Annotated in this window: 15 protein-coding genes and 2 tRNA genes; all 17 read left to right on the forward strand. The window is 68.6% G+C overall.

The window, feature by feature from the left end:
• Positions 1-13 precede the first annotated feature (13 nt).
• The 17 genes from F787_RS0103470 to F787_RS0103550 all read left to right on the forward strand — a co-directional run bounded on the left by F787_RS0103470 (position 14) and on the right by F787_RS0103550 (position 12249).
• Positions 14-643: a triacylglycerol lipase gene (locus tag F787_RS0103470; protein ID WP_018870023.1), complete on the forward strand. Its 630-nt coding sequence runs from the start codon at positions 14-16 to the stop codon at positions 641-643.
• A gap of 57 nt (positions 644-700) precedes the next feature.
• Positions 701-1444, forward strand: a complete 744-nt coding sequence (locus F787_RS0103475; protein WP_018870022.1) for a YebC/PmpR family DNA-binding transcriptional regulator — start codon at positions 701-703, stop codon at positions 1442-1444.
• 29 nt (positions 1445-1473) lie between these two features.
• Positions 1474-1986, forward strand: a complete 513-nt coding sequence (gene ruvC / locus F787_RS0103480) for a crossover junction endodeoxyribonuclease RuvC (RefSeq protein ID WP_028491326.1) — start codon at positions 1474-1476, stop codon at positions 1984-1986.
• Entirely contained in the window at positions 1983-2594 is a 612-nt protein-coding gene (ruvA, locus tag F787_RS0103485; RefSeq protein ID WP_019021238.1) for a Holliday junction branch migration protein RuvA, read from the forward strand. The genes ruvC and ruvA overlap by 4 nt, the downstream gene beginning before the upstream one ends.
• 98 nt (positions 2595-2692) lie before the next feature.
• Positions 2693-3721 carry a Holliday junction branch migration DNA helicase RuvB gene (ruvB, locus tag F787_RS0103490; protein WP_018946409.1) on the forward strand — a complete coding sequence of 343 codons (1029 nt, stop codon included), beginning with the start codon at positions 2693-2695 and terminating at the stop codon, positions 3719-3721.
• On the forward strand, positions 3718-4155 hold the full coding sequence (gene ybgC / locus F787_RS0103495) for a tol-pal system-associated acyl-CoA thioesterase (protein ID WP_028491327.1): 438 nt from the start codon (positions 3718-3720) through the stop codon (positions 4153-4155). The genes ruvB and ybgC overlap by 4 nt, the downstream gene beginning before the upstream one ends.
• A gap of 30 nt (positions 4156-4185) precedes the next feature.
• The gene (gene tolQ, locus F787_RS0103500) at positions 4186-4863 is read left to right on the forward strand and encodes a protein TolQ (protein ID WP_026300757.1); all 678 of its coding nucleotides are present in this window, start codon (positions 4186-4188) and stop codon (positions 4861-4863) included.
• Positions 4864-4866: 3 nt separating this feature from the next.
• The gene (tolR, locus tag F787_RS0103505) at positions 4867-5316 is read left to right on the forward strand and encodes a protein TolR (RefSeq protein ID WP_028491328.1); all 450 of its coding nucleotides are present in this window, start codon (positions 4867-4869) and stop codon (positions 5314-5316) included.
• A gap of 10 nt (positions 5317-5326) precedes the next feature.
• Positions 5327-6286 (forward strand): cell envelope integrity protein TolA, encoded by a 960-nt coding sequence (gene tolA / locus F787_RS0103510; RefSeq protein WP_028491329.1) that lies wholly within the window; start codon positions 5327-5329, stop codon positions 6284-6286.
• Between the two features lie 43 nt (positions 6287-6329).
• Positions 6330-7619, forward strand: a complete 1290-nt coding sequence (tolB, locus tag F787_RS0103515; protein WP_028491330.1) for a Tol-Pal system beta propeller repeat protein TolB — start codon at positions 6330-6332, stop codon at positions 7617-7619.
• 50 nt (positions 7620-7669) lie between these two features.
• Positions 7670-8239, forward strand: a complete 570-nt coding sequence (pal, locus tag F787_RS0103520) for a peptidoglycan-associated lipoprotein Pal (RefSeq protein WP_028491331.1) — start codon at positions 7670-7672, stop codon at positions 8237-8239.
• Positions 8239-9066, forward strand: coding sequence for a tol-pal system protein YbgF (ybgF, locus tag F787_RS0103525; protein ID WP_028491332.1), 828 nt, complete (start codon positions 8239-8241; stop codon positions 9064-9066). Before pal ends, ybgF begins: the two co-directional genes overlap by 1 nt.
• Positions 9063-9761, forward strand: coding sequence for a 7-carboxy-7-deazaguanine synthase QueE (gene queE, locus F787_RS0103530; protein ID WP_019569111.1), 699 nt, complete (start codon positions 9063-9065; stop codon positions 9759-9761). The genes ybgF and queE overlap by 4 nt, the downstream gene beginning before the upstream one ends.
• Positions 9761-10447: a 7-cyano-7-deazaguanine synthase QueC gene (gene queC, locus F787_RS0103535; RefSeq protein WP_019569110.1), complete on the forward strand. Its 687-nt coding sequence runs from the start codon at positions 9761-9763 to the stop codon at positions 10445-10447. The genes queE and queC overlap by 1 nt, the downstream gene beginning before the upstream one ends.
• A 168-nt stretch (positions 10448-10615) precedes the next feature.
• Positions 10616-11887, forward strand: coding sequence for a YeeE/YedE family protein (locus F787_RS0103540; RefSeq protein WP_018870009.1), 1272 nt, complete (start codon positions 10616-10618; stop codon positions 11885-11887).
• A gap of 104 nt (positions 11888-11991) precedes the next feature.
• A tRNA-Lys gene (locus F787_RS0103545) sits at positions 11992-12067 on the forward strand.
• A 95-nt stretch (positions 12068-12162) separates the two neighbouring features.
• A tRNA-Leu gene (locus F787_RS0103550) sits at positions 12163-12249 on the forward strand.
• Positions 12250-12272 lie beyond the last annotated feature (23 nt).

Consider the following 12272-nt stretch of genomic DNA (forward strand, 5'->3'; position numbering starts at 1 on the left):
GGGCAGCGCGGCGATGACGGCCATGCGGACCACGGTGGTGACCCTGCATGGCTGGCACATGACCGGGGCGGAGATGGTGCTGCTGCGGCGGCGTCTGCATGCGGCGGGTTACCGGGTGCGGGCGTTTCGCTATCCGTCGCGCAGGGCCAGCCCCGAGGAAGTCGCGCGCGCCCTGGCGGCCTGGCTGGAGACCCTGCCGGACGACATGGTGCACCTGGTCGGCCACAGTCTTGGCGGGGTGATCCTGCGGCATCTGTTCGCGGTGGCGCCGGTGCAACGGCCGGGGCGCGTGGTGATGCTGGGCTCCCCGCTCGCCGGCAGTCGGGTGGCCGCGCGCCTGGCCGCCAACCGGGCCGGGCGCTGGTGGCTGGGGCGCGCGCTGGATCGCGGTCTGCTGGGCGGCAGCCCGGTGCTGCGCGGGCGCCAGGTGGGGATGATCGCCGGGACCCGCGGGCGTTTTCCGGGACCGCTGCTGACCGAACTGCCCGAACCGCATGATGGCCTGGTCGCGGTGGAGGAGACTCGGGGCCCGGAAGTGTCCCGGCATCTCCAGGCACCGGTCACCCACATGGGCCTGATCTTCAGCGATCCGGTCGCGCGGGCCGTCGCGCATTTCCTGGAGCACGGGGAATTCGACCTCTGAACCCCGTTACACTGAGCAGCGTTTCCCTGAGCACAGGCAACGAGGAGGCGGAACACCATGGCCGGTCACAGCAAGTGGGCGAACATCAAGCACCGCAAGAGCGCGCAGGACGCGAAGCGCGGCAAGCTGTTCACCAAGCTGATCCGCGAGATCACCGTGGCCGCGCGTCACGGCGGGCCGGACCCGGAGACCAATCCGCGTCTGCGTCTGGCGTTCGACAATGCCCTGAAGAACAACATGACCCGCGACACCATCGAGCGCGCGGCGAAGCGGGGTGCCGGGGAGACCGAGGGCGAGGCCTACGAGGAGCTGCGCTACGAGGGCTACGGCCCCGGGGGGGCGGCGATCATGGTCGACTGCATGACCGACAACCGCAATCGTACGGTGTCGGAGGTGCGCCATGCCTTCAACAAGATGGGCGGCAATCTCGGCACCGACGGTTCGGTGGCCTATCTGTTCGAGAAGAAGGGCGTGATCAGCTTTGCTCCGGGGCTGGACGAGGAGACGGTGATGGAGCCGGCGCTGGAGGGCGGTGCCGAGGACGTGCTGGTGGACGATGACGGTTCCATCGAGGTCCTCACCGACCCGGACGCCTATCAGGACGTGCGTCAGGCCCTGCTGGATCACGGTCTGGAGCCGGAAAATTCGGAGGTCACCATGCGTCCGGAGACCCTTTCCCCGCTGGACGAGGAAACCGCCGAGACGGTGCTGAAGCTCCTGAACATGCTGGACGATCTGGACGATGTGCAGAACGTCTACACCAACGCCAACTTCCCCGAAGGGGTGGGCGGCGATGGTTGAGCTCCGGATTCGGCGGCGGGGCTGAAGCGGTGCGCATCCTCGGCATTGATCCCGGTTCGCGCCTGACCGGTTTCGCGGTGATCGAAACCGGGTCGCGGCAGTCGCGCTCGCTGGGGCACGGCGTGGTGCGCCCGCGGGCGAAGGCGTTCCCCGAGCGCCTCGGCGAGATCTTTGCGGGGATCGAGGAGGTGATCGCCGAGCTGGCCCCCGACGTGCTCGCGATCGAGAGCGTGTTCGTCGCACGCAATGCGCAGTCCGCGATCAAGCTCGGGCAGGCGCGCGGGGCGGCCATCTGTGCCGCTACCCGGGCGGGGTTGCCCGTCCACGAATACACCCCGCGCGCGATCAAGCTGGCCGTGGTCGGGGTTGGCGGTGCCGGCAAGGAGCAGGTACAGCACATGACGCAGCAGATCCTTTCTCTCGGCGAACCGGCGTCCAGCGACGCCGCCGACGCCCTGGCCGTGGCGCTGTGCCATGCGCATACCGATGCCAGCCAGGCGCGGTTGCAGCCGGCCGCCGCCATCGGCGGGGGGCGCCCATGATCGCGCGTCTGGAGGGAACCCTGATCAGCCGCGAGCCCGGCGGCGTGCTGCTGGACGTCGGCGGGGTCGGCTACGAGGTGGACGTGCCGGTGTCCACGCTGGCCCTGTTGCCGGACCCGGGCGAGACCGTGGTGCTGGCCACCCATCTGGTGGTGCGCGAGGACGCGCATCAGCTGTACGGGTTCCATCATCGCCGCGACCGTGACCTGTTCCGGCGCCTGATCCGGGTCAACGGCATCGGGGCGCGTCTGGCGCTGGCGATGCTGTCGACCTACGCCGGCGACGAACTGGCGGGGCTGATCCGTTCGGGCGACACCACTGGACTGGCGAAGGTCCCGGGCATCGGCAAGCGCACAGCCGAACGCGTGGCCCTGGAGCTGGGCGAGCGTCTGGGCGAACTCGGCTTTGGCGGCGCGGCGCCGGAGAAGGGGGGCGATGCGGCGCCGGCCCCGGCCGGCCCGTCGATGGAGGACGAGGCCCTGGCGGCGCTGGAGGCCCTGGGCTATGCGCGTGCCAGTGCCGAGAAGATGGTGGCCGCGGTGCGCGAACAGGCGGATTCGGTGGAGACCCTGGTGCGCCTCGCCCTGCGTGCCACCGTGCGTTCCTGAGGCTGCAGGCCGGGCCGGCGTGATCCGGCCCGGATTCCGCGAAAACCACAGTCCCGGGCCCCTGTAAATGGTTCCCGGCAGGATGCATACTGCAGCGCATGGAATCCCGCCTGGTTGACATGCAGCATCAGTCCGAGGACGCCGGCGCCGAGGTGAGCCTGCGGCCGAAACGGCTGACGGACTACACCGGCCAGCCGCAGGTCGTGGAACAGCTGGGTCTGTTCATCGATGCCGCCCGCGGCCGGGGCGAGGCCCTGGATCACACCCTGGTGGCCGGTCCGCCGGGGCTGGGCAAGACGACCCTGGCGCACATCGTCGCCCACGAACTGGGGGTGGGGCTGCGCCAGACCTCCGGCCCGGTGCTGGAACGCGCCGGGGATCTGGCCGCGATCCTCACCGCGCTGGAACCGCGCGATGTGCTGTTCGTCGACGAAATCCACCGCCTGCCCACGGTGGTGGAAGAGGTGCTGTACCCCGCGCTGGAGGACTCGCAGCTGGACATCGTGATCGGCGAAGGGCCGGCCGCGCGCTCCATCAAGGTCGATCTGCCCCCATTCACCCTGGTCGGGGCCACCACCCGCGCGGGGCTGCTGTCGGCGCCGCTGCGTGACCGTTTCGGCATCGTGCAACGCCTCAATCATTATTCCGTCACCGACCTGGCGCATATTGTCGAGCGGGCCGCCGGGCTGCTGGGCGTGGGCATCGATGCCGCCGGGGCCGAGGCCATCGCGCGGCGCGGGCGTGGCACCCCGCGGCTGGCCAATCGCCTGCTGCGGCGGGTGCGCGATTATGCCGAGGTGCGCGCCAGCGGGGTGATCACCGCCGAGGTTGCGGAGCACGGTCTGGATCTGCTGGCGATCGACGCCGGCGGCCTGGACGCCCAGGACCGGCGCCTGCTGGAGGTGCTGGTGGACAAGTTCGACGGCGGGCCGGTGGGCGTGGAGAGCCTGGCCACCGCGCTCAACGAGGATCGCGGGACCCTGGAGGACGTGGTCGAGCCGTTCCTGATCCAGCAGGGTTACCTGCAGCGCACCCCGCGCGGCCGCCAGGCGACCCGGCGCACGCTGGCGATGTTCGACCTGCCCGGCGGGGACGGGGACCTGCTGGCCGGCGGAGGGCGTGCATGACCGCAGCCACGGATTTTCACTGGCCGGTGCGCGTCTATTACGAGGATACCGATGCCGGGGGCGTGGTCTATCACGCCAATTATCTGAAATTCATGGAACGTGCGCGCACCGAGTGGCTGCGGGAACTCGGCTTCGAACAGGACCGTCTGAGGGCCGACTGCGGCGTGGTGTTCGCGGTTCGCCGCGCCAGCCTGGACATGCGCCGGCCGGCGCGTTTCAACGAGGCACTGGAAGTGACCTGCGAACCGCGTCGCCTGCGCCGCGCCAGTGTGGAGTTCGACCAGGTCGTGCGCCGCGACGGCGAGGCGCTGGTTGTCGGCGAGATCATGATTGCCTGCGTGGATCCCGAGCGCGGCGTGCCGGCTGCCGTGCCGGAATCCGTCCACCGCGCGATGCACGCGGCGATCGCAACCGATACCGAAGCAACAGGCTGAGGGAGAAGATCCGTGGAAGTCGATTTTTCGATGTACCAGCTCATCATGGAGGCCAGCCTGGTGGTCCAGCTGGTGATGATCATCCTGGTCCTGGCCTCGGTGTTCTCGTGGCTGGCCATCATCGTGAAGGCGCGCACGCTGCGCGGTGTGGACCGGGCGGCCGACGACTTCGAGGAACGTTTCTGGTCGGGCGCGGATCTGTCCCATCTCTACGAGGGATTGCGGCGCAAGACCGTGCTGAACCCGATGGAGCATGTGTTCTCCTCCGGGTTCAAGGAGTTCCTGCGTGCGCGCCAGCACGGCATGCCGCCCGCCGAGCCGGCCCAGGGCGCGATGCGGGTGGCGATCTCGCGCGAGCTGGACGGCATGGAACGCTATCTGCAGTTCCTGGCCACGGTCGGGTCGACCAGCCCGTACATCGGCCTGTTCGGCACCGTCTGGGGCATCATGCACGCGTTTCTCGGGCTTTCCGGGGTGCAGCAGGCGACCCTGGCAATGGTCGCCCCGGGCATTGCCGAAGCCCTGATCGCCACCGCGCTGGGGCTGTTCGCGGCGATCCCGGCGGTGATCGCCTATAACCGTTTCTCCGGGGACGTGGATCGTATTGCCGGGCGGCTGGAGAACTTCAGCGAGGAGTTCGCGGGCCTGCTCAACCGCCAGTCCCATCCGCGCGCAAGCGAGGCGTCGGTCGCCACGACCGGCGAATAAACCATGGCGAAGACCTCGCTCCGCAGTCAGCGTCGCAGCCGGCGGCCGATGTCGCAGATCAACGTCGTGCCGTTCATCGACGTGATGCTGGTGCTGCTGATCATCTTCATGATCACCGCGCCCATGCTGCAGCAGGGGGTGGAAGTGGATCTGCCCGAGGCTCAGGCCGAGGCGCTGGATGACGGGACCGAGGCGGCCGAACCGCTGGTCGTCACGGTGGACGCCGCGGGCGCGCTGAGCCTCAACCAGGGGCCGCGGGTGAATGAACCGCTGGCGCCCGAGGAGATGACCGGGATCGTTATCCAGTTCCTCGAGGACCACCCGGGCACGCAGACCTACGTGCGCGGCGACCGCAACGTGGACTACGGACGGGTGATCGACGCGATGATCGCGCTGCAGCGGGCAGGGGGCGGCCGCGTGGGCCTGATCACCGAACCGCCGCGCGACGACTGAACCGGCCGCCGTGTTCGAACTGCTGCGACAACATCCGTTTGCCCTGCTGCTGGTGCTGGCGCTGCATGGCGTGCTGTTCGCGGCGCTGTTGCTGAACGTCAACCTTGCGCCGGACAGCCGTTCCGGGGAACCCCTGGAGATTACGACCGGCGACGAGGTGGAAGTGGTTCAGGCCGAGGCGGTGGACGCCGAGACCTTCGACCGCATCCAGCATGAACGCGAAGTCGCGGAGCAGGAGGCGATCGCCGAGGCCCTGCGCGAGGAAGAGGAACGCCGCCGCGCCGAGGAACAGCGCAGGCTGGAAGAACAGCGCCGGCGCGAGGCCGAGGAGCAGGCCCGGCGCGAGGCACTGGAAGAGGCGGAGCGGGCACGCCGGCAGGCACAGGAAGAAGCCGAACGTCTGGAGCGTGAGCGCGAGGCCGCCGAGCAGGCGCGGCGCGAGGCGGAAGCGGAACGCGAGCGCGCGGAACAGGAACGGCGCGAACGCGAGGAAGCGGAGCGTCGGGCACGGGAAGAGCAGGAGCGCCGCGAGCAGGAGGAGGCCGAACGCAGGGCACGCGAGGAAGCCGAGCGGCGCGCCGAAGCCGAGCGGGAACTCGAGGAGCAGCGCCGGCGCGAACGCATGGAAGAGGACATGCAGCGCATGGCCGAGGCCGCGGAACGCCGCGAGGCGGCGCAGGCGGCCGCTGAACGCCGCGAGGCGATCGAGGAGTGGCAGGCACAGGCCAGCGCGGTGGTCCAGCGCCGCTGGCGCGAACCCGCGGACGTCAGCGCGTCGGACCGGGCGACGGTGCACGTGCGGGTCAACGAGACCGGGCGTATCATCAGTTTCGAGGTGGAGCGCTGCGCCGGGGGGCCGGCCTTCTGCGCGTCCGTGGAGGAGGCGATCGAGCGCCTGCGTGCCCTGCCGGAGCCGCCGGATGCCGACGCCGCGGCGCGCGGGGTCCGGATCCAGTTCGAACCGCAGTGACGGTGAGGTTTCAATGGCATTGCAGGCACCAATGATGAAAAAGATGTTGCGGCCCCTGACAGGCCTGCTCGGGATTGCCCTGATGCTGGGGGCCTCCCAGGCGCACGCGGTGCTGGAGGTCACGGTGACCGAGGGCGTGTCGGGGGCGATCCCGGTAGCCGTGGCGCCGTTCGAGTGGCGCGGCGAAGGTGAGCCGGAGACCCGCATGAGCGGGATCCTGGGGGACAATCTGCACCGCAGCGGGTTGTTCGAGGTACTGCGCGAAGACCTGCCTTCGGGGGCCACCGGGCCTGCGGATTTCATTCCGGAGCCCTGGGGTGCGGCCGGGGCCGAGTACGTGGTGGTCGGCAGCAAGCGCCCGGACGGCGATCGCGTGGTGGTGGATTTCCATGTATTCGACGTGCTTGCCGAGGAACGCCTCGGCGGCTGGCGCATCCCGGTGCCGGCCGACATGCTGCGGCGCGGCGGGCACCGGGTGTCGGATCTCGTGTTCGAGGCCATCACCGGCGATCCGGGGGCGTTCAGTGCGCGCATCGCCTTCGTCCAGGTGCAGCGCGACGGCGACGGCCGCGAGTTCCGCCTGCAGGTCGCCGACTCCGACGGCGCGAATCCGCGCACCCTGTACCGCTCGTCGGATCCGGTGATGTCGCCGGCCTGGTCGCCGGATGGCAACGAACTGGTGTATGTGTCGTTCGAGAACCGCCAGTCCGAGGTCTTCCGCCACGACGTGCGCAGCGGCGAACGGGTGAGCCTGGCCCGGTTCCGGGGAATCAACAGTGCGCCGGCCTGGTCGCCGGACGGAAGCTACCTGGCGCTGAGCCTGTCGCGCGACGGCAGTCCCAATATCTATCGGCTGGATCTGCAGAGCGGGGACCTGGAGCAGCTGACGCGGTCCTCCGCGATCGAGACCGAGCCGGCGTGGTCGCCGGACGGCGGGACCATCTATTTCACCTCCGACCGTGCCGGGGCACCGCAGATCTACCGCATGGACGCCGACGGCGGGGATGTCCGGCGCCTGACCTTCGAGAGCGGATATGCGGCGGGTGTCACGGTGTCCCCGGATGGTGATTCGGTAGTGTATGTGGAGGGGGGCGATGGCGGCTTCCGTCTGGCCCGCCTGGATCTCGGCGACCGTCGTGTCACGCGACTGACCGATTCCGGTAATGCCGAATCCCCAAGCTTTGCTCCCAACGGCAGCATGATTCTGTACGCCATCAGCGAAGGCACTCGTGGCGTCCTGGGTTCGGTGAGCCGGGATGGCCGGGTACACCAGCGGCTGGAGGGCCGGGATGGCGAGGTGCGTGAACCGGCCTGGTCGCCACTCGGCGAATGAGGGTCTGCGCGGATTCTTTGATGATTGACAACACCCTGAGGAAACAAACGATGAACCACCTGATTCGCTGGGGCGTTCTCGCCCTTGTCGTGGGCTCGCTGGCGGCCTGCGCCCAGCCGGTGCGCGATGCCGAGGATCCGGCCGAGCGCGAGGCACGTGAGGCGGCACAAGCCGAAGCCGAGGCCGAGCGTGAGGCCCGCGAGCGGCGCGAGCGCGAGGCACGCGGGCTGGGCGAGGACCGGCGTCTGGACGCCGCGGCACTGGATGACCCGGACAGCCTGCTGGCCGAGCGCCTGGTGTATTTCGAATTCGACCGTGACGAGGTGAAGCGCGAGTACGAGGAGATGCTGGAGGCGCATGCCGAGTATCTCGCGGCCAACCCCGGTGCGCGGCTGCGTCTGGAAGGGCATACCGACGAACGGGGTACCCGTGAATACAACCTGGGGCTGGGCGAGCGTCGCGCGCAGTCCGTGCGTCGGGTGCTGAACCTCAACGGGGCCGCGGACGAGCAGATCGAGGTCGTCAGCTACGGCGAGGAAATGCCGGTGGCCTTCGAACAGACCGAAGAGGCCTGGGCGCAGAACCGGCGCGTGGAACTGGTCTACGACCGTCGGCAGTGATGATGGTGATGGATGCGCGTCCCATGCAGGCGATTCGGCGGCGGGCCGGGCAGCGTTTCCCGCAGGGTGCCCTTCGGGGCGCCCTGCTGGCCGGGATGCTTCCGGTCCTGCTGCTGGCCGGGCCCCCGGTGCTGGCGCAGGAAGACGGCATCGTGGCGACGCAGTCGCAGGTGCGGGAGCTGGACCGCCGGCTGGATCGCATCGAACGCAGGCTGGATTCCAGTGCGCTGGCGGACATGCTGCGCGGCGTCGAGGAAATCCAGCGGGATCTGCGCAATCTGCGCGGAGAAGTCGATACCCTGAATCACCGCCTTGACCGCCTGGAAGAGCGCCAGCGGGACCAGTTTGCTCATCTCGACGAGCGGCTGGCGACGCTGGAGGCCGGCGGTGTCGCCAGCGAAGGCGAGGCGCCGCAAGAAGAAGTGGTGGATTTCGATCTGCCGGACGCGGGCGAGCAGGAGGCCTACCAGGAGGCCTTCTCGGTCCTGATGGACGGGGATTATGCCGGGGCGATCCGGCAGCTGGAGGCGTTCATCGAGCGGTTCCCGGACGGGGATTTTGCCGCCAACGCCTGGTACTGGCTGGCCGAAGCCAAATATGCCAGTGGCGATTTCGAGGCCGCGCTGGAAGACTTCCAGCGGTTGCGTGAGCAGTTCCCGGAGAGTGACAAGCAGGGCGATGCCCTGCTGAAGATCGGTTACTCGCATTACGAGCTCGAGGATTTCGAGGCCGCAAGCGAGGCGCTGGAACAGGTGCGCGAGGAATACGGCGGCACCACGCTGGATCGCCTCGCGCGCGAACGCCTGCAGCGGATGGACGGCTCGTGAGCGTGGAAGCACCGCTGCGCCGCACCACGGCACCGGCCTCCGCGTCCGGGGGCGCACCCCGGCTGCGTCTGAGCGAGATGTTCGTTTCGCTGCAGGGCGAGGCGGCGCAGGTGGGCTGGCCCACGGTGTTCGTGCGCCTGACCGGCTGCCCGCTGCGCTGTCGCTGGTGTGACACCGAATACGCCTTCGAGGGCGGCGAGACCACCGACGTGGACACGGTGCTGCAGCGGGTGGCGGGCGAGGGGGTGCGCCACGTGTGCGTCACCGGGGGCGAGCCGCTGGCCCAGCCGGGCAGCCGTGCCCTGATCACGGGCCTGTGCGATGCCGGCCTGGCGGTCACCATCGAGACCTCCGGTGCCATGGACGTGAGCGACGTGGATCCGCGCGCCGGGCTGGTCATGGACTGGAAGGCACCCGCGTCCTGCGAGTCCGGGCGTAACCGGACGGAAAACCTCGCGTATCTGGGGGAGGGCGACCAGCTGAAGTTCGTGCTCGCCAACCGGGCGGATTTCGAATGGGCCCTTGAAGCCCTCCCCGGGATGGGACTGGATCCGGCGGTGGAAGTCCTGTTTTCCCCGGTGCATGGCGAGCTGGAGCCGCGGCTGCTGGCCGACTGGATCGTGGCCGAACGCCTGCCGGTACGTTTTCAGGTGCAGCTGCACAAGTGGCTGTGGGGCGACGAGCCGGGGCGTTGATGGCCACGGGGGTGAATGAACGCGCCGTGGTCCTGCTGTCGGGCGGACTGGACTCGGCCACCTGCCTGGCGCTGGCGCAGGAGCAGGGGCTGGAATGCCACGCCCTGTCGGTGGACTACGGGCAGCGCCACGCCACCGAGCTGCAGGCGGCGCGGCGTGTGGCCGCGGCCGCCGGGGTGGCCGACCATCGCGTGGTGCATGTCGACCTGACTGCCATTGGTGGCTCCGCGCTGACCGACTCGGCCATCGAGGTGCCCGAGGCCGGCGGTGAGGGTATCCCGGTGACCTACGTGCCGGCGCGCAACACCGTGTTTCTGTCGCTGGCACTGGGGTTTGCCGAGACCCTGGGCGCCCACCGTCTGGTGGTGGGCGCCAACGCGGTCGACTACTCCGGCTATCCCGACTGCCGCCCCGCGTTCATCGAGGCCTTTCAGTCGCTGGCGCGCGTCGCGACGGCCACCGGTGTGGAGGGCGCGCCATGGTCGGTGGAGGCCCCGCTGATGCATCTGAGCAAGGCGCAGATCATCCGCGAAGGGGCGCGTCTGGGGGTGGACTATTCGCTGACGGTGTCGTGTTACCGGGCCGATGCGGACGGGCGGGCCTGTGGCACCTGTGATTCCTGTCGCCTGCGTGCCGACGGTTTCGCCGCGGCCGGGATCCCCGATCCCACCCGTTACGCGGGATGAGCCCCGGCTCCGGGCCCGGAAGGCTCGCCCGGGGAAGCACGGAATGAAACCTCTCTCGATCTCGTCTGGTGGTCGATGTATGCTGCGCGGCCCTGAACGGCGAAACCGGATGCCCTGCTCCGGTCGGTCGTGCAGCCCGAGTGACAACTGATCAAGAGGGTTTGACGCATGGAATTCTCCAGCTTTTCCGCAGCCGCCACGGCGGTGCTGGTCGGGACGTTCATCCTCGCCTTCATCATGGGGGCGGTCGCCAACAAGACCAACTTCTGCACCATGGGGGCGGTGTCCGACTGGGTGAACATGGGTGACACCGGGCGCATGCGCTCCTGGCTGCTGGCCATCGCCGTGGCCATGCTGGGCGTGAGCACCCTGGAATTCTTTGGCGTGCTGAGCGCCGAAGGTTCGTTTCCTCCCTACCGCATGGATAACCTGAACTGGCTCGGGCACGTGCTGGGCGGTTTCCTGTTCGGGATCGGCATGACCTACGGCTCGGGCTGCGGTAACAAGACCCTGGTGCGCGTGGGCGGCGGCAACATCAAGTCGGTGATGGTGATGATCCTGATCGGCATCGTCGCCTACTTCCTGCTGAGCACGCAGTCCGTGTTCGGCACCGGCGAGACCCTCAACCAGCTGCTCTTCGGCTGGATGGACGCCACCGCGATCACGCTGTCCGGCGGCCAGGATCTCGGCTCGATCGTTGCGGGCGATGCCGACGGCACCGCGCGTCTGGTGCTGGGCCTGGTCATCGGCGTGCTGCTGCTGGCGCTGATCTTCAAGGCGGCGGACTTCCGCAAGAGCTTCGACAACATCCTGGGCGGGCTGGTGATCGGCCTGGTGGTGGTCGGTGCCTGGTGGCTGACCAGCAACGTGCAGATCGCCGACGAGATGGGCGACACCTACACCCCGACGGCCTATCTGGCCGACTGGGACTTCCTGGGCGAGCCCGGTGAAGAGCGCCCGGCCGACCAGCTGCGTTTCTGGAACAACCAGTCCTTCACCTTCATCGCGCCGATGGGCCAGAGCGCGGCCTACGTGAAGGAAGGCTTCGACAGCCGCTTCCTGTATTTCGGCGTGATGGCGCTGGCGGGCGTGATTCTGGGCTCGTTCTTCTGGTCGCTGGTGTCGCGCAGCTTCCGCATTGAGTGGTTCTCGTCCCTGCGCGATTTCTGGAACCACTTCGCCGGGGGCATCCTGATGGGCGTGGGTGGCATCCTCGCGATGGGCTGTACCGTGGGGCAGGCCATCACCGGGGTCTCCACGCTGGCGATCGGCGGGTTCCTGACCTTTGTCTTCATCGTGTTCGGCGCGGCCCTGACCATGAAGATCCAGTACTACAAGATGGTCTACGAAGACGAAGCCAGCTTCGGCAAGGCGCTGGTCACCTCGCTGGTGGACATGAAGCTCCTGCCGTCGAAGCTGCGCAGCCTCGAAGCGATCTGATCGCCGACGGGGCGGGAACCTTCCTGCCCGGGCGGGCCGCGATCGCGGCCCGCCTTGCGTTTTGGCGACGGGGCCGTACACTACGCCCCCGTTGCAGATCACACGGGTCGTTAGCTCAGTTGGTAGAGCAGTGGACTTTTAATCCATTGGTCGTAGGTTCGAATCCTACACGACCCACCATCTCCCCGGTCCCGGACCGGCACAAGGCCCGTTCAGCGGGCCTTTTGTGTTTCCGGCATGCATACACGCTACAATGTCGGGTTACGAAACCAACGGCGAAAGTGGCGGAACTGGTAGACGCGCTGGGTTTAGGTCCCAGTGGGGTAACACCCGTGAGAGTTCGAGTCTCTCCTTTCGCACCAGGAACCCCGTCCGGCCGCGAGAC

This window comes from Thioalkalivibrio sp. ALE19, assembly GCF_000428605.1.
Classification (GTDB): Bacteria; Pseudomonadota; Gammaproteobacteria; order Ectothiorhodospirales; family Ectothiorhodospiraceae; genus Thioalkalivibrio.